The 15700-nt window shown below is 49.6% G+C and carries 16 protein-coding genes and 2 pseudogenes; 11 read left to right on the top strand and 7 right to left on the bottom strand.

The features are described from left to right. Window positions 1–49: 49 nt before the first annotated feature. Window positions 50–724, bottom strand: a complete 675-nt coding sequence (locus tag AC0YN4_RS05275) for a class I SAM-dependent methyltransferase (RefSeq protein WP_475835344.1) — start codon at window positions 722–724, stop codon at window positions 50–52. Between the two features lie 181 nt (window positions 725–905). Between AC0YN4_RS05275 and AC0YN4_RS05270 the strand changes: the two are divergent. From AC0YN4_RS05270 to AC0YN4_RS05245, 6 genes and pseudogenes are all read left to right on the top strand, one after another. After that, window positions 906–1541, top strand: a pseudogene (locus AC0YN4_RS05270) (ABC transporter ATP-binding protein); the annotation flags it as partial. Between the two features lie 163 nt (window positions 1542–1704). Continuing rightward, window positions 1705–2406: pseudogene (locus tag AC0YN4_RS05265) on the top strand (ABC transporter permease); the annotation flags it as partial. A 76-nt stretch (window positions 2407–2482) separates the two neighbouring features. Further along, window positions 2483–3196, top strand: coding sequence for a response regulator transcription factor (locus tag AC0YN4_RS05260; protein WP_475779711.1), 714 nt, complete (start codon window positions 2483–2485; stop codon window positions 3194–3196). Next, window positions 3186–4136 (top strand): sensor histidine kinase, encoded by a 951-nt coding sequence (locus tag AC0YN4_RS05255; RefSeq protein WP_475779712.1) that lies wholly within the window; start codon window positions 3186–3188, stop codon window positions 4134–4136. Before AC0YN4_RS05260 ends, AC0YN4_RS05255 begins: the two co-directional genes overlap by 11 nt. A 16-nt stretch (window positions 4137–4152) precedes the next feature. Further along, the gene (locus tag AC0YN4_RS05250) at window positions 4153–5103 is read left to right on the top strand and encodes an ATP-binding cassette domain-containing protein (protein WP_475779713.1); all 951 of its coding nucleotides are present in this window, start codon (window positions 4153–4155) and stop codon (window positions 5101–5103) included. Next, window positions 5072–5755: an ABC transporter permease gene (locus AC0YN4_RS05245; protein WP_475779714.1), complete on the top strand. Its 684-nt coding sequence runs from the start codon at window positions 5072–5074 to the stop codon at window positions 5753–5755. Before AC0YN4_RS05250 ends, AC0YN4_RS05245 begins: the two co-directional genes overlap by 32 nt. Before the next feature lie 100 nt (window positions 5756–5855). On the opposite strand, the gene AC0YN4_RS05240 is transcribed toward AC0YN4_RS05245, so the two are convergent. Together AC0YN4_RS05240 and AC0YN4_RS05235 are read right to left on the bottom strand one after the other, a co-directional pair. After that, window positions 5856–6503, bottom strand: a complete 648-nt coding sequence (locus AC0YN4_RS05240; RefSeq protein ID WP_475835343.1) for a ThuA domain-containing protein — start codon at window positions 6501–6503, stop codon at window positions 5856–5858. 25 nt (window positions 6504–6528) lie between these two features. Then, a complete protein-coding gene (locus AC0YN4_RS05235) occupies window positions 6529–7251 on the bottom strand; it encodes an SDR family oxidoreductase (RefSeq protein WP_475779716.1) in 723 nt (240 codons plus the stop codon). Window positions 7252–7400: 149 nt separating this feature from the next. Here AC0YN4_RS05235 and AC0YN4_RS05230 point away from each other — a divergent pair, with 149 nt between their 5' ends. Beyond that, window positions 7401–8138 carry a WecB/TagA/CpsF family glycosyltransferase gene (locus AC0YN4_RS05230; RefSeq protein ID WP_475835342.1) on the top strand — a complete coding sequence of 246 codons (738 nt, stop codon included), beginning with the start codon at window positions 7401–7403 and terminating at the stop codon, window positions 8136–8138. A 10-nt stretch (window positions 8139–8148) separates the two neighbouring features. Here AC0YN4_RS05230 and dapA read toward each other — a convergent pair whose 3' ends face one another. Further along, window positions 8149–9033: a 4-hydroxy-tetrahydrodipicolinate synthase gene (gene dapA / locus AC0YN4_RS05225; protein WP_475779719.1), complete on the bottom strand. Its 885-nt coding sequence runs from the start codon at window positions 9031–9033 to the stop codon at window positions 8149–8151. 109 nt (window positions 9034–9142) lie between these two features. Between dapA and AC0YN4_RS05220 the strand changes: the two genes are divergently transcribed. Together AC0YN4_RS05220 and AC0YN4_RS05215 are read left to right on the top strand one after the other, a co-directional pair. After that, window positions 9143–10009, top strand: coding sequence for a LysR family transcriptional regulator (locus AC0YN4_RS05220; protein ID WP_475779720.1), 867 nt, complete (start codon window positions 9143–9145; stop codon window positions 10007–10009). Between the two features lie 21 nt (window positions 10010–10030). Beyond that, complete coding sequence (locus tag AC0YN4_RS05215; RefSeq protein WP_475835341.1) at window positions 10031–10915, top strand: polysaccharide deacetylase family protein; 885 nt, start codon at window positions 10031–10033, stop codon at window positions 10913–10915. Window positions 10916–10925: 10 nt separating this feature from the next. Here AC0YN4_RS05215 and AC0YN4_RS05210 read toward each other — a convergent pair whose 3' ends face one another. The 3 genes from AC0YN4_RS05210 to AC0YN4_RS05200 form a co-directional block, all read right to left on the bottom strand. Then, window positions 10926–11717 carry a Cof-type HAD-IIB family hydrolase gene (locus tag AC0YN4_RS05210; RefSeq protein WP_475835340.1) on the bottom strand — a complete coding sequence of 264 codons (792 nt, stop codon included), beginning with the start codon at window positions 11715–11717 and terminating at the stop codon, window positions 10926–10928. Window positions 11718–11786: 69 nt separating this feature from the next. Further along, a complete protein-coding gene (murA, locus tag AC0YN4_RS05205; protein WP_475779723.1) occupies window positions 11787–13082 on the bottom strand; it encodes a UDP-N-acetylglucosamine 1-carboxyvinyltransferase in 1296 nt (431 codons plus the stop codon). Then, a complete protein-coding gene (locus tag AC0YN4_RS05200) occupies window positions 13069–13887 on the bottom strand; it encodes a DeoR/GlpR family DNA-binding transcription regulator (RefSeq protein ID WP_475779724.1) in 819 nt (272 codons plus the stop codon). Before AC0YN4_RS05200 ends, murA begins: the two co-directional genes overlap by 14 nt. Window positions 13888–14021: 134 nt before the next feature. Here AC0YN4_RS05200 and AC0YN4_RS05195 point away from each other — a divergent pair, with 134 nt between their 5' ends. Together AC0YN4_RS05195 and AC0YN4_RS05190 are read left to right on the top strand one after the other, a co-directional pair. Further along, the gene (locus AC0YN4_RS05195) at window positions 14022–15023 is read left to right on the top strand and encodes an aminoglycoside phosphotransferase family protein (RefSeq protein WP_475835339.1); all 1002 of its coding nucleotides are present in this window, start codon (window positions 14022–14024) and stop codon (window positions 15021–15023) included. Between the two features lie 108 nt (window positions 15024–15131). Further along, window positions 15132–15680: a GNAT family N-acetyltransferase gene (locus AC0YN4_RS05190; protein ID WP_475835338.1), complete on the top strand. Its 549-nt coding sequence runs from the start codon at window positions 15132–15134 to the stop codon at window positions 15678–15680. Window positions 15681–15700 lie beyond the last annotated feature (20 nt).

Genomic DNA, 15700 nt, shown 5'->3' with positions numbered 1-15700 from the left:
CGATTAAGGCGACGTTCACCGCGTATATGGCGGTAAGCGTCGCCTTCTGTTATTCAGATGTTCTTCGCTTCTTCAGCAACACGCGGAAACAACTCAGGCCGCCCCATTGCTCGGTGTATAGGACATTTGCCGGCAATGTCGTATCAATGGAGCCAACAAATTCAAAACCTGTTAGCATCATGATCATTTGAAAGAATGCAAAATCGACGGTCGGGTAATCCAGTGTAATTACGACTGCGCCGTCATCTTTCAGTGTGCGATGAAATTCATGCATGGCAAGAAGTGCGTCTGATGGGCTTAAATGCTCCATCACAGAGATGCAAAATATTCTGTCAAAGAAGCGGTCACTGTATGGAAGCTCAGTCAGGCTTGCTTGCTGAAGATGGATTCTTGAGCGGAATTGCGAGTCGATTAACTTAGCTGCCTCATCGCCGATATCTGTGCGGACTCCTTCTACGATGTTGTCAAAGGAGGTTATAAGCGGGTCCCAATCGCAGGCATAGGTTTGTTTGCAATGCCGTGCCAAGTAAAACTTAAAGGGGTGTGAAATGCCGCAAGCGGCATCCAGTACAATGTCATCGGCTTCGGCAAAAGCAGAGCACCACCGATATTCATAAGGTCGGCTCCACCAGGAGCTCGGAAGCGGGAAGACGATTTCGCTGGCATAAGGATCACTCTCCAGTATGAACCTGGATGTGAGGTCAGACGGAGACAGATGCTTCAAGCGTTCACACTCCTTCTCGGACGATCATTCTGATATTGCTGATAGTGTATGAGTGATAGGTTCGTTTGTGTACAGCCGTTTGCGGAGCATTTCGAAAGACTTTCGTAACATTTGGGAAAGGGTCAGGTATGGTTTCTCCATTACGATTAGAGCAATGAATGAGTGATGGAGGGGTTGCACAATGAACGAACCTATTGTTGAGGTCCATAATCTAACGAAGCAAATACGCGGAAAAACGATCGTGCATCATCTTAACTTTCAGCTAAACCGCGGCGAAGTGTTTGGTTTACTCGGACCTAACGGAGCGGGCAAAACGACAACGATTCGCATGATGGTTGGCTTAATAGCCATGAGCGATGGCGATGTCCGAATTGGCGGGAGCAGCATTCGAAGTCAGTTTAAGGAAGCGATTCGGCATGTCGGCGCAATCGTGGAGAACCCTGAGCTGTATAAGCATCTCACAGGATTGCAGAATTTGATGCAATATGCCCGCATGGGCGATGGGATTACGCTGAGACGGATCGAGGAGGTTGTCGCACTGGTGGGACTCCCTTCTCGCATCCAAGACAAAGTGAAAACCTATTCGCTGGGCATGCGCCAACGACTAGGCATCGCGCAAGCGCTGCTGCACAAGCCGGCCGTACTCATACTCGATGAACCGACCAACGGCCTTGATCCCGCAGGGATCCGCGAGATGAGGCGACTCGTTCGTAAGCTTGCTCATGAAGAGGGCATCGCGGTTATGGTTTCGTCACATTTGCTCGCTGAGATGGAGCAGCTGTGTGATCGATTCGGCGTCATGGTGGATGGCCGACTGCACGCGACCTTTGCGCTGGAGGATCTGACCCATTCACAAACTTTAGAAGAGAAATACATGCAGCTGACGGAGGGCGAAAATCATGCAACAAGTAGTACGCAAACTGCTCGTTAACGAACTGCATAAGCTTTATACGCGGATGGGGACCAAGATCATGGTTCTGCTCGTTCCTGTGATGGCAATTGCTGCGGGACTGCTTTGTTTCTATTCAAGCGAGCAGGAGATTCAAGTAAAGGATGCATGGGAGTTTCTCGATCTGGTCTTAACCGCGATTCCGAACCTCATGGATATTGTGACCTTGTGTACGATTATTGTTGGGGCAGGCATCGTCGCGTCTGAATTCTCCGGCGGTACCATCAAGCTGCTGCTCATTCGACCTTATAGTCGTTCGCAAATCTTACTGGCCAAATACGCAGCGATGCTCTTGTTCGGACTATCGCTCGCACTAGTCATGTTGGTTGCAGCTTTGATCACCGGCGGTTTATTGTTCGGTTTCGGAGCTGGTGATCCTGCAGAAGGTGTTCTGGGTAACTTGTTGAAAGCAGCAGCCTATGGCGGAGTTGAGCTTGTGGTTATGGCGACATTCGCTTTCATGATCTCATCCGTTCTTCGCTCAAGCGCAGTCGCGATCGGAGTATCGATCTTCTTCCTGCTGAGCGGACCGCAGCTTGCCTATATGCTGAAATCATTCGGCTGGACCAAATATCTGCTGTTTGCCAATCTGGATTTATATTCGTATACGGCGGGTAGACCGTTCCTCAGCGATATGACGTTGATCTTCTCGCTGCTCATTCTGGCAGGTTATACGGCCTTATTCGGTATTTTCGCATGGGGCGTATTTGCGAAGCGGGATGTCGCGAACTGACGATTCAGCTCTGACTGTTCATGGATTGGCAGAAAACGGTATACTGGTAGCAACTAATAGCCAAGGTGGTAGCAGCATGCAAAGTCAACTTTTACTCATAGAGGATGATTACGCGATAGCAGATATGGTTCAGCGGCATTTGTCCAAGGAAGGCTTTGTCATCCGCCATGCGGCAGATGGGGAAGAAGCAATTCGGCTGCTGACTAACGAAACGTATCAGCTCATCCTGCTTGATCTGATGCTGCCAGGCGTCGATGGCATGGAAGTACTGCGTCACGTGAGGGGAAGCAGCACCGTACCGGTCTTGATTCTCTCTGCCAAAGACAGCGATGTGGATAAGGCGCTCGGGCTCGGGTTTGGAGCGGATGATTATTTGGCCAAGCCGTTCTCGCTTATTGAACTTACTGCCAGGGTGAAAGCGGCGCTGAGAAGAGCATCGCAATATGCAGGTACAGCATCGGTTACCGCACAGCAGCAGGTGCTTCGCGTTCATGAGCTGACGCTGCATACCGAAGAGCATCTGGTGATGAAACGCGATCATCCCATTAATCTAACGGCCAAAGAGCTGCTCATTCTGAAGCTGTTGATGACGTATCCGAAACGTGCGTTTTCGAAAGAACAAATTTATCGTGCGGTGTGGAATGATGATTATTTGAACGACGTAAATGCGATCCAGGTTCATATATCACGCCTTCGGGACAAGATCGAGGACGAGCCCGCCAGTCCGAAATACATTAAGACGGTATGGGGGATCGGCTACAAAATGGGGGAGTTCCAGCATGATGCTTGATCTTGTGCTCGTTCTAGCCGGACTTGTGCTGGCTCTGCTTGTGCTCGTTCTTATGCTGCTCAAGCGTGGAAGGGCTCTCACTCATGATCTTCGTTATGTGCAGCACAAACTAAATGCCATTATCGATCAGGATTCCACGGAGAAGGTGCTTCGGCATACGGAGGCCAGGCAGGTTCAAGAGCTGCTTATTGCTGTAAATCGACTACTTGATGCCAATCGGAAAACAAAGTCAGATTACATCCGGATGGAGAATGCGCTGAAGAAAATGATCGCCAACATGTCGCATGATTTGAAGACACCGCTGACGGTCGTACTTGGATTGACAGAGACGATGGCGCGGGGGACATCGGCGGATGATCCCGGCGAACAACGCAGACTCTCCCTTAAGGTTCATGAGAAAACGCTCGATATCATCAATCTGACGAATCAGTTCTTCGATCTGGCTAGGCTGGAATCCGGTGATCGACCCGTTCCGTTGTCCAAAATCAACCTAAGCAGCTCCTGTCGCAGCAGCATCCTGTTCTATTATGAGGAAATTGAGTCACAGGGATTGCAAGTGGAGGCTGATATTCCGGAGGAGCCGATTTATGTCTATGGGAATGAAGACGCGATTGGACGTGTATTACATAATCTCTTATCTAATGCCATAAGGTACGGTCATGATGGCGGAATTGTCGGAATTGCGATCGTTGAGCAAGGAGATCATGTGCTTATTGAGGTATGGGATCGCGGGAAAGGAATTCGGCAGCAGGATCAAGCGAGTGTATTCGACCGGCTGTATACGTTGTCGGATTCCAGAAATCAATCGCACCAAGGAAGCGGTCTCGGTTTAACGATTTCGAAACGGCTTGCGGAGCTGATGGAAGCGGAAATTTCGCTTAAGAGTGTGCCGAATGAGAGGACGGTTTTCACGATTCGATTCATGAAAGTCCGTTTCTAAGGAGGGGGAAACACGCATGAGCATAATCATGCAAACGAAGCAGCTATCAAAGACCTATAAGAAGAAAGAAGTCATCTCAGGCGTAAACATGAGCGTGCGGCAAGGGGAAATCTATGGATTTCTCGGACCGAACGGAGCCGGCAAAACAACCGTCATGCGTATGGTGACAGGACTTGTGCAGGCGACAAGCGGCGAAATCGAGCTGTTTGGCGAGAAGCAAACACCGGGGTCCTATGAATGGATGAAACGGATGGGCAGCATTATTGAATATCCCATCTTCTATGACCACCTGTCTGCACATGCCAATCTGGAGCTGCACTGCGAGTACATGGGCTATTATGACAAAGCTGCGATCGTAAACGCGCTGGAGCTGACCGGGTTATCCGATGTTGATCGGAGAAAGCCGGTCAACCATTTCTCGCTTGGCATGAAACAGCGACTTGGGATTGCCCGTGCGATATGCACGAAACCGGAGCTGCTCATCCTCGATGAGCCGGTTAATGGCATGGACCCGTCAGGAATCAGGGAGCTGCGGGATCTGTTTCGGATGCTCAGCAAGGAGTATGGGATGACGCTGTTGATCTCCAGTCATATTTTGCAGGAAATCGAGCAGTTGGCGGATACGATTGGCGTAATCAATCATGGGCGGCTGATCGAAGAAGTGTCCATGGAGCGGGTAAGAGAAAGGCAGAATGAATACGTGGAAGTAACGGTCACGGACAGCAAGCAGGCGGTGCTTGTTCTGGAAGACAAGCTGTCCATCGCCAACTATAAAGTGATGGGGCAGGGGGCAATTCGCATCTATGACTCCGGCGTAACACCTGTGGAGCTGAATCGACTGTTGGTACAGCACGACATCGGCGTTGAGTCGCTGAACAAGAAGTCGCGTTCGCTGGAAGAGTATTTCCTCGGATTGATCGAAGGAGGCAGCGGGCATGTTATGGAAGCTGATCAAGCTGGAGCTTAAGAAGACGCGATGGCGCGGACTGCTGCTCTCTGCCGTGGTTACGATTCTGATGCTGGTGCTTTGGGTGGTAGGCAGCGATATCCCTAATAATGATGTCGATTCGTATGATCGCGCTTTTCAAAGCATTATGAATTACGTGGGCATTACGTTTGTAATCTTCGCATCCGTGTTGATGTCGAGAATGGTCATTGATGAATATCGCAACAAAACGGTGACGATTCTGTTCGTATATCCGGTGTCACGCAACATGGTCTTCGTGGCTAAATTGATTATTATCGGCGTCTGGACTTTTCTGACGGTCATTATCGGACATCTTGTGGTTTCAGGTGCGCTGTTGGTTGCCAATTCCCATTATCACTATATTACCGAGCCGTTAACGAGAGATCGGCTCTGGGAGGAAGCAGTGCGAATCATCATTATTGCGGTTATCGCTGCCGGGTTGTCCCTCGTACCGCTCTTCTTCGGTATGCTTCGCAAGACGATGCCGGCGCTGATCATCAGTTCGTTTATCATCTCCAATTCGGGGATGGTCGTTATGAATAACGATGTCCTGTATCAGAGCCTGCAGTCCATGTCGATACTGGCTTTGGTCAGCGTTGGTTTCGGTTCATTCATGGCTTATTTGGGGGTAAGGCGGAGCGGAGAGTTATAGGGAGTAGGGTAATCAAATAAGCCGGAGAGTATCGCTCGCCTTGTGATCCATCGATTACATGAGCGAGTCAAATACCCTCCGGCACAAATGCATGAATGTATTAGAGCTGATCTGTCAGCCAATTCGAGCTGTTGCGGATCAATTGTCGGCAGGCCGGATGCAGGAAAGAGGGCTTATGATGCCCGGGCATCAGATAGACCAACCTGCCTCGACCGCGGTTAGCGGTCCAAGCGGCCGGATAACGTTGACCTTCCATTGCATATTCCATCAACACGCTGACGCTGCTTGCCGGATGAAATTCGAACCTGTACGGCTCTTCTTCAAGGAAGAAGGGGACGACGCCACTTGTGACGGGATGCTCCGTATCGGAGAAATGAAATTCAAGGCTTTGATAGTCCGGATGTCCGGTGAAGCGCGCACCGATGAGCTCGACGCATTCCTCTCGGGACTGAAGCGAGATTCCGTTATGGATAACCAGCAGACTGCCTCCTTGATGTACATATTGCATCAAAGCAGCAGCTTGGTCCGTTTCAATTGGTGAGCTCCAACAGTCCGTGTAGGAGATAAACAGATCGCAGGCATGCAGAATATCGACATCCAATGTATTGTAATTATCGGTGTAACTGATTTCATATTGTTCCTCGCCAAGAATGGCAGAGAGTTCCTCTTGAATGTTGATCAGTGGATGGTAAGGCGCCTTTGCATTATCGCCAAGCACGAGCACATGCTTCCGAGTATTTACAGTCATCGCATTATCCCTCGCTTTCTCGTTCTCACCAAGGCATTTCATTTCCTAAGTAGTCTCTGTACAGCGGCTTATCGGACGGTTCATTCGGTTTGAGCTCAAGGATGCGTTGGATAATATGAGCTGCAGATTGATCTGCAGTGAGGGTCGCTTCGGTATTTAACGTCCCGCTCATGTACGATTGTACCCAGCCTGGATGGAGGAGCAGGACTTGCCCGAAGGCCTTCTTCACTTCGTTATGGATAAGTGCACCTTGCATATTCAGCGCTGTCTTCGACATGCAATAGCCAAACCAGCTTGTACGTTCGCAATCGGCAATGCTGCCGGCTTCCGAGGAGATCGTGACGAACAGCTTGGATTCGCTGCGCAGCACCATAGGAGCAAGCGCATTGGTGACGCGCAGCGGTCCGAGCGTGTTTACATTGTACACCTGCTGCATGTCGGCAAATGGAAGCGGATCCAGAATGGTCGCCTGAATGTCGCCTAATATACCGGCATTATTGAGCACCAGATCCAAGGTGTCGGTCATGGCGGCTATTTGTGCTGCCGCTTCGGCCACGCTTCGATCACTCGCGACGTCCAGCTTCACTAAGCTGAGGGAATCCTGAACCTCAGACGCGAGCTGTTCAAGCTGCGGACTTTGATCCAAATAGTGACCAGCTATCACGTGAAACTGTTCTTGAAGAAGTCCTTTCACAAGCGCAAAGCCAAGCCCGCGATCAGCGCCTGTTACGAAGGCAAATCGTTTCATCTGAGCAGCCATCTCCTTATGCGATCGAGTAGTAGTGGTGGAAATAATCGTGCCTATTTCCATTTTACTCTTTTTCTGGTTGCTGCTAAAGGGTAATATTGGCTATGTAAGCGAATTCTAACTTTCGGCAAAAGGTGGCTTCACGACGAATGAAGAGCTATTCAAGGGTTATGGGAATTCCGGTTCCTAAGCTGACGATGAAAGAAACGATTGCCATTATTGATCAAACTATAGACGAACGTCGATCTGAATTATTTCATGTTGTTACGCTTAACCCCGAAATTACAATGTCCTGTCAGCATGATGCGCAGCTGCGCAGTATTGTAGAAGAAGCGGGACTGCTCACAGCGGACGGCATGGGCATCGTAATGGTTTCCCGGCTGAAGGGAAATCCGCTTCCTGAACGCGTAACCGGCTGCGACCTGCTCCTGCAGCTGCTGCAGTCAAAAGGGCCGGTTGCCAGAACCTATTACTTGCTTGGTGCGAGTGAAGAGACCAATCAATTAGCGGCGGAAGAGATTGAACGGAGCTATTCCGGTGCGAAGGTTATTGGCAGACATCATGGCTTCTATGGCGAACACGAAGAAGGAGGCATTATCGCAGAGATTGGGAGGCTGAGACCGGATATCCTGGTCGTGGCTTTAGGTGCGCCTAGATCGGAACAGCTAATCTACCGCTATAAGAGCATGCTTAACGCGAGGATTGCCATGGGGGTCGGCGGCAGCTTGGATATTATCGCCGGAACGGTGAAGCGAGCGCCGGCGATCTGGCAGAAGTGGAACGTGGAGTGGCTGTATCGACTGCTTAACCAGCCTTCCAGATGGCGCAGACAGTTGATATTGCCGCGTTTTGCAATTCGTGCATTGATGTATAAGGACAAGAATTAGAGCAGTGTACTCAGCGCTGCAGCAGCAATCGGTTTAATTGTTGAGCTAAACCGGCACTAATCGGACTCATAGGCAAGCGCAGCGAAGGTGAGGCAAGAAGGCCTTGCTCAGCCAGGATCCATTTGAGCGGTGCGGGATTAGACTCTTGAAACAGGGCATGAATCATAGGAGTGAGCGAATGGAATAGGTTCTGCGCTTCGATCATTTCTCCTTGTGACACGTGGTTGAATAATCGCACAAACCGTTCGGTATGAACATTCGCCGATGCTAATATGCCTCCGGTTGCTCCGTTGGCTAACATCTCCAAGTAGGTTTGATCATTGCCGCAGAGGATCGGTTTCGTATCCGATTGTACAAACTGGGTCAGGAGCTGTGTGTTGCTTGTGCTGTCCTTTAATCCAATGACACCTTGTAGATCTAAGATTCTGCGAACCGTTTCCGAAGTTAACTGCAGCCCAGTTCGAGCAGGTACTTCGTATGCAATAACGGGCACGCCGACTTCGGCAGCTCTGCGAAAATGCTCGATCACGCCTTCCTGCGAAGGACGGCTGTAATATGGCGTTACAACGAGGACGGCATCTGCGCCCAGCTCAGCGGCTAATTCGGTCCGCTGAACGGTGGAGCGGGTGCTGTTCGTTCCCGTACCGACAATGATCGGCAGTTCATGATTGCACCGTGTCATCGTCTGTTTGGTCGCTGAGAAGATTGTTGCTACTTCGTCCCAGCTTACAGTCGGTGCTTCACCGGTGGTTCCGTTAACGACAATGCCTTGTATATGATGTTGCAGCAAATTCGACAGATAACGCTGGTAGGATTCCAAATCCAGCTCTTCCGTAGGCAAGAATGGTGTAAGCGTAGGTACATAAGTTCCCCTTAAATCGCGTTCATTCAGCATGACAGCATCCTCCTAAAGTGTAGTTGCTATCACTTTAACATGTTCTTTCGCATCACAGTTATCTATAATAAGTGATGAGTGTTATCAATAATATTGAAGTGGTGACGATATGGATCTTACTTATTTCCAGACCTTTCGGGAGGTCGCATTCCATCAAAGCTACACGAAAGCAGCGGGAGAGCTTGGCTATGCGCAGTCCAGCGTGACGATGCAAATCCAGAAGCTGGAGCAGCTGTACGGGGTAAAGCTGTTCGAAAGGTTTGGTCGCAGCTTGCGGCTGACATTGGCAGGAGAAGAGCTGCTCAAGATCTCTGTTCAGATGCTGAATTTGTTTGATCAGTCCAAGGGGATGCTTGCCGTTCAAGGCGGGGGAACTTTGACGATCGGGACGATTGACTCGCTTGCTTCGTATTATCTTCCACCCTTTATTCAGCAGATGAGGCAGCGGTATCCGGCACTTACAATCCGGATTCAGCCGGATCGCGAAGCTGCGATTGTGGAGAAGGTGCGAGAAGGGGAGTATGATCTGGGACTCTTACTGGAAAATAAACCTGCTCATTCCCCGCTAACTTGGACGGCTATACGTGAAGAACCGCTGGTTCTGGTTACAGGTGCCGATCATCCGGTTACATCGATCGGAGCCATTCAATTAGAACAGCTTCAAGACGCAGAGTGGCTGATGTCCGAGCCCACCTGCAATTATCGGACGATGCTGGAACGGGTCCTGCAGGAGCAAGGCATTTCGTACCGCGTTGGCTTGGAGCTCGGTAATCCGGAAGCGATTAAGCGCTGCTTAAAGGCTGGCTCAGGTATCGCTTTGCTGCCTCGAATGGCTGTGCAAGAAGAGATTGAACGTGGCGAACTGGCTGTACTGCCATTCTCTCATGCAGATATCAGACTGGACCTGCAGCTTATCCTTCACCCGAAGAAATGGATCTCTCATGCCTTGCAAGACTTTATCGATTTGTTGTATTAAGGGGTGGTTGGCGTACTTCACATGTTGGGTTGTACAGCAGAGGATCGCTTGTTAATTATTAACGCGGATGACTTGGGAATTACGCAGGGGACGAATGAGGCTGTCTCGGAGCTGTTTGCAAGCCGCGCCATTGCATCGGCTTCCATTATGATGCCATGTCCAGGTGCGAGAGAGGCGGCTCGGCTCTGCTTGCAAGATGACAATAGTCATATTGGCATTCATCTAACCTTATCCAGCGAGCAAACCCATCCATATCGACCTGTGTATCAATCAGAGAGGCTGTCCAGTTTAGTGACAGCGGACGGTTTCTTGCATAGCGACTTATCGTATATTGGGCAGCATGGCGACCCGGAAGAAATTCGCTGCGAGCTAGAGTCGCAGATCCAGCTTGCCCTAACCCTCGGCATCGACCCGACCCATCTGGACAGTCATGGGGGCACGATTATGGGACTGACAGGAGGGCGAGATTTTCTGGAGATTGTGTTTGATTTATGCGCGAAGTACCGACTTCCCTTTAACTTGCCGACACGCATCGTGGAGCAGTCATTTATTACATCAGAGCTGAAGATGATGTTTCAGGCCAGGATCGAGACTGCAAGGAAGCGAGGGATCTTGCTAATCGACGATTTGATTTCTTTGCCGTACTGCATGGACGAATCGATGGGATACGAGACAGCAAAGGATCAACTCATGAAGCTGATGGAGAATCTAAAACCGGGAGTCACGCAATGGACGGTTCATCCTTCCATACGCACACCTGAGCTTAAACCGTATACATCCTGCGCACGTGAAAGGGAGATCGAATTTCGATTGCTGCTGGACGAGGATGTCAGGCGTCACATGATGAGAGATGGCATACGTCTCGTTTCTTGGAAAGAAATTCGAGACATGCAGAGAAGTCAGTAATACACAACTACTAGGCTTCTGCTTCTAATAGAAGTTGTTCCAGTACAAGAGCGACCCCATCATTATCGTTCGTATCCGTTACTCGATAGGCAATCTCATGCAGCTCTTGGATGGCATTCCCCATAGCGATCGGATAACCGCAGATTCGGAACAAACCAAGGTCATTATAATCATCGCCAAAGACGATAACCTGTTCAGGAGTGATGTTGAGACGCGAGCAAACCATCTTCAGCGCTTCTTCTTTGGTTGCTTGGGTGGACATGATCTGTATGAGTTGTCCGGCATCTGTGTGAAGAATATTCGCGCGCTTGCCATACTGGCTTTCCAGCTCATCAATAGCTTTGAAGTGCGTCACCAATAATTTAGAAGCAACAAGTGCAGTAAGCTCCTCCAATGGGATTAACTCCGGTCTATCTTGGACCTTAATTATGGTGCTGTAATCGGATTCCGTATGGCTATACCATCGATCACTGGATTCCACTGAAATTTGAGGCGAATATTCAAACGACTGTAAATAGGTGATGAGCTCACCGAGAAGCAATGGATCAAGTGGAAAATGTTCATGAATGTCCAGACGCTCACTAACAACCAGCGCTCCATTGTAATAAATCATAATCCCCAGATCTAACAATTCCGCAGGCAGCAGCTGCATAATCGCACGAGGCGGTCTTGCCGTAGCGATAATGACAGGAATATTACGCTCACGGCACTGCCTCACAGCGCGCAGATTGCGAGGACTGACTTCTCTATTCGAATTTAATAACGTACCGTCTAAATCTAGTACAATAGCAGCTGCTTGCATGTCTTCTCCCATCTCCATTCGACAGAGAGCAGCCCGCCACATGCGGCAAGCTGCTCTCGGACAGATTCTTTATTTAGTGCCGGTGATCCAATTGTGGGCTGGCATTTCGCTGCTATCGTACATGCTGATGTTCGCGCCGAGTGAGCGGAAGGAGCCAACCACATCCTCATAACCGCGATCGATATGCTGAACACCGGCAATTGTGGTTGTGCCTTCCGCGCGTAGACCGGCAAGAATCAAGCATATGCCGGCTCTAACATCTGAAGCGTGTACCAATGTACCGTGCAATACGCTTCCGCCTATGATTGAGGCTACGCCAGAGCGGATCTTAATATCCGCACCCATGCGAATAAGCTGATGGGCATGATTGAATCGAGCCGGATAGATCCGCTCGCCGATGATGCTTTTGCCGCGGGCTTGGGTAAGTAACGCCGTCAATGGCTGCTGCAGATCAGTTGCAAAACCCGGATACATGGCCGTACGCACTCTCGTAGCACGAAGGATTCCGGTTGAGTGTGCGGTAATGGCGTTATCGTGCACATCCAGCTCCATCCCAATTTCACGCAGCTTCGCTAAGCAGGAAGAAAGATGCTCGGGGATCACATTATCCACGGTAACCGATCCGCCTGTAACGCCGGCTGCCATCAGGAATGCACCGGCAATCAGCCGATCCGGAATGACTGTATAGGTACCGCCGTGCAGGGATGTAACACCTTCTATGCGAATGGTATCTGTGCCGGCTCCGGTTATTCTGGCACCTAATCGATTGAGCAGATTTGCGGTATCTGTAACTTCCGGATCACGAGCCGCATTGAGCAATACCGTTGTGCCTTTCGCACGCACGGCTGCCATCATGACGTTAATCGTTGCGCCGGATGTAATCATGTCAAAGTAAATTGTCGCACCATGCAGCTCTTTAGCTTCTACAGTGTAGGAGGTCGGTTGAAACGTGAACGTTGCGCCCATCATCTGGAGTGCTTTGATATGCTGATCCATGGGACGGCTGACAAAGTCATCACCGCCGGGATATCCGACAGAAACTTTGCCAAATTTGGCTAGAAGTGAACCGACGAAATAATAGGCAGCACGGAAAGAAGACGATTTAACGGGATCAAGCACCGTGCTCGCGATATTTCGCGGGTCCAATGTAATGGCACCTGATTCATGACGCTCGACCTGAAGTCCGATTTCACGGCTCATTTCATAGATCACTCGCAAATCAGCAATGTCCGGTATACCGAGCAGCGTGACTGGTTCATCGGCCAAACAAACTGCTGCAAGCAGTGCTAGTGAGCTATTCTTGGAACCGGGGATTTGAACGCTGCCATGAAGAGAGTTGGACCATTCCACACTAATTGCTTTCATCGGTTACGCCTCCGCTTGAATAGTGTTCATCGGCAATGATGACATTGATGTTACGGTTCTCACATTCCTGTATAAAGGGATCGGGAGCCTTCTGGTCGGTAATAAGCAAATTAATCTGCTGCAAGGGGACAGAGGTGGCAAAGCTACGGACGCCAATCTTCTCGTGAGGCGCAAGACAAATGGTTGACTGAGAGGCATCAGCTACTGCTCGAATCAGTGCAGCATTCTCCGGAGTTGCGACGCAAATGCCGTTCTGTGCTATTCCGCCGCCGGTAATAAATCCGATATCGTAATTAAATCTGCTGATCATTTCGACGGCAATGACGTCAATCAAACTTTCACCGGCAGCTCTAAGCTTACCGCCGACAAGGTAGGCTTCAATATGAGTCATGGATCGAATGGATTCTGCGATCATAAGAGAATTCGTAACGACGGTGAAAGGAAAGTCGTTGGGGAGATATTTCAACATGCCGTACTGAATCCCGGCTCCGCCAATGAAGATCGTATCGTTCCGTTGAATGTAAGAAGCGGCTAATTTAGAAATGGCATTCTGGTGCGGCGCGCCTTCCCCGTACCGAATATTCTTCGGCTGCGGTTTGGCACGTACTTTATGCGATTCATTCGGAGCTAGCGGTATCGCGCCTCCGTATGTTTTCTGAAGGAGGCCTTGCTCCTTCATAATGGTTAAATCACGGCGAATCGAATCAATAGAAAGCTGAAATTGTTGTGCCAGCTCCTGTGCAACGACTCGGCCGTCCTTGGCAAGCATCTCCAGGATGCGCTGCCTTCGTTCCTCTGCGAGCATGGTGACCTCCGCGGCTTTTACTAACTAATAGAACTCTTTTGCCTATATCCTATTCCGTATTGTTCATTGTTGTCAATTGATTTATTCGGTTTTCTTCATGGTTGTTCATTATTCGTGACGAAAGGGAGAAGAACATGAACATTGAACGTAACGAAACCCTTATTCGGCAGTGGGCGGAGTCGAATGCAGCCTCGTTAGGGCTGCAGCAGGGGACTGAAGTGCAGGTTACTTATATTTACAATCCCGGTGGATTTGTGAATCAGTCCTATCGGGTAACGGATGGGAAGACGATGAGGCATCTCAAACTCGCACCTCATGCGAAAATGCATCGCCTTCAGCAATGGGCTGTTGTCAGCCAGCAGTTGTCGAGCCGCTATAACGCCCCACGGCTAATCCTCGAAATTCGAGAGGAAATCATACCCGATTATCGATATGGGCTGGTGTTCGAATATATTCGTGGCGATTCTTTGTCATCGATCTCGAATGCATCAGCTGCGATTTCGAAGGTGTTGATCAAGTTACAGCAGTTGCATCGTGATCAAGAGCTCGCGACGGCTCTTGTTCGCAGAGACGAAACGTTTACTTATGCAGATGCCTTCGCTGATGCTTACATTTCTCGTTTCGAGGGAGATATGGTTACGATTAGGGAAGGGAAGCATTTGCTTCATTTTGTAACGGAGGAGACCTTGGATTGGTTTGATGCTGAGATTCGAGCGTTGCGAGAGACGGTATATGCCCATCCGGCTTTCCGGAAAACAGCGAACGATGTTGTCCATAATGATCTGGGCTGGAACAATGTGCTGGTGGATGAGCGCGGTGAGATTTGGATGATTGACTGGGATGACTTATCGGCAAACGGAGATGCGGCGATGGATTATTCCGTCCTGTTATGGCCGCTATATAAGTCAGCTGATTGGCCTAATTGGGAGGGGAAAGTGATCGAGCAGGCAGGCGAAGAGCTCTATGAGCGACTATCGATATATTTTCGAGCCAGTTTGCTGGATGACGTCATCGACATCCTTGCTGATTACGTTGATGCGGAGACGATCCCGGAGCTGAGAGAGAAGACGCAAGCAAGGGCACAAGCGACACATCTTCGTGCTTATCCGGAATATTTGAGGTTGTACTCGGTTTAGGTTCAACCTGTAACTTAGCTGTTTATCTCGAGCTCAGACTATGTAGATTTCAGCTCTATTTTTCTCGAAATAACACCGCTACGGTTCGTTAGATTGTCGGAATCAACAATGATGCAAAATTTGGCCAAGAAGGAGGAGAACCCGTTGAACCTTGAAGTAACTGTACTCCCATACGAGGACAAAACGATCCTCTACCAGCTCATTCAACTATACCGTTATGATAGCAGCGAGTTTGATGGACATGTGCTGAATGAGCATGGCTTCTATTTATACAAATACTTCGATCATCAGTGGACAGACGACTATCGGCGTCCATATCTAATCAAGGTAGACGGCGAGATTGCGGGATTTGCTCTTGTAAGCCTGGAAGTGCCACCTGAGTATATGAAGCTGAGTACTGCTGAACGTACGCATACCATCGGTGATTTCTTCATCATGCGAAAATATCGGCGAAAAGGCGTTGGGAGGAAGGTGGCTCTCTACATCATGGAGCAGCATCGCGGTTGTTGGGAAATACGGCAAACATCCGGCAATACATACGCGCATACCTTTTGGAAACAAGTTATTTCAGATTATATCGGGGAAGGCAATTATCAGGTAGAGTGGATTCAGAATGATCAGTGGCATGGGCCGGTGTTTGTATTTCGCAATGAATAATATAAAGCCGAGGAGTTAGA

It is taken from the genome of Paenibacillus sp. J22R3 (assembly GCF_056269305.1).
The sequence above is the reverse complement of the archived record's forward strand: the minus strand, read 5'-3'. Positions and strand labels throughout refer to the sequence as shown.

Bases quoted from the DNA above. Each gene is read 5' to 3' on its own strand.
- AC0YN4_RS05210 (WP_475835340.1), bottom strand. From the start codon at position 11,717: ATGCAAGCAGCTGCTATTGTACTAGATTTAGACGGTACGTTATTAAAT.
- AC0YN4_RS05235 (WP_475779716.1), bottom strand. From the start codon at position 7,251: ATGAAACGATTTGCCTTCGTAACAGGCGCTGATCGCGGGCTTGGCTTT.
- dapA (WP_475779719.1), bottom strand. From the start codon at position 9,033: ATGCTGAATGAACGCGATTTAAGGGGAACTTATGTACCTACGCTTACA.
- AC0YN4_RS05230 (WP_475835342.1), top strand. From the start codon at position 7,401: ATGAAGAGCTATTCAAGGGTTATGGGAATTCCGGTTCCTAAGCTGACG.
- AC0YN4_RS05200 (WP_475779724.1), bottom strand. From the start codon at position 13,887: ATGCTCGCAGAGGAACGAAGGCAGCGCATCCTGGAGATGCTTGCCAAG.
- AC0YN4_RS05260 (WP_475779711.1), top strand. From the start codon at position 2,483: ATGCAAAGTCAACTTTTACTCATAGAGGATGATTACGCGATAGCAGAT.
- AC0YN4_RS05255 (WP_475779712.1), top strand. From the start codon at position 3,186: ATGATGCTTGATCTTGTGCTCGTTCTAGCCGGACTTGTGCTGGCTCTG.
- AC0YN4_RS05190 (WP_475835338.1), top strand. From the start codon at position 15,132: ATGATGCAAAATTTGGCCAAGAAGGAGGAGAACCCGTTGAACCTTGAA.
- AC0YN4_RS05245 (WP_475779714.1), top strand. From the start codon at position 5,072: ATGTTATGGAAGCTGATCAAGCTGGAGCTTAAGAAGACGCGATGGCGC.
- AC0YN4_RS05220 (WP_475779720.1), top strand. From the start codon at position 9,143: ATGGATCTTACTTATTTCCAGACCTTTCGGGAGGTCGCATTCCATCAA.
- murA (WP_475779723.1), bottom strand. From the start codon at position 13,082: ATGAAAGCAATTAGTGTGGAATGGTCCAACTCTCTTCATGGCAGCGTT.
- AC0YN4_RS05215 (WP_475835341.1), top strand. From the start codon at position 10,031: ATGTTGGGTTGTACAGCAGAGGATCGCTTGTTAATTATTAACGCGGAT.
- AC0YN4_RS05240 (WP_475835343.1), bottom strand. From the start codon at position 6,503: ATGACTGTAAATACTCGGAAGCATGTGCTCGTGCTTGGCGATAATGCA.
- AC0YN4_RS05195 (WP_475835339.1), top strand. From the start codon at position 14,022: ATGAACATTGAACGTAACGAAACCCTTATTCGGCAGTGGGCGGAGTCG.
- AC0YN4_RS05250 (WP_475779713.1), top strand. From the start codon at position 4,153: ATGAGCATAATCATGCAAACGAAGCAGCTATCAAAGACCTATAAGAAG.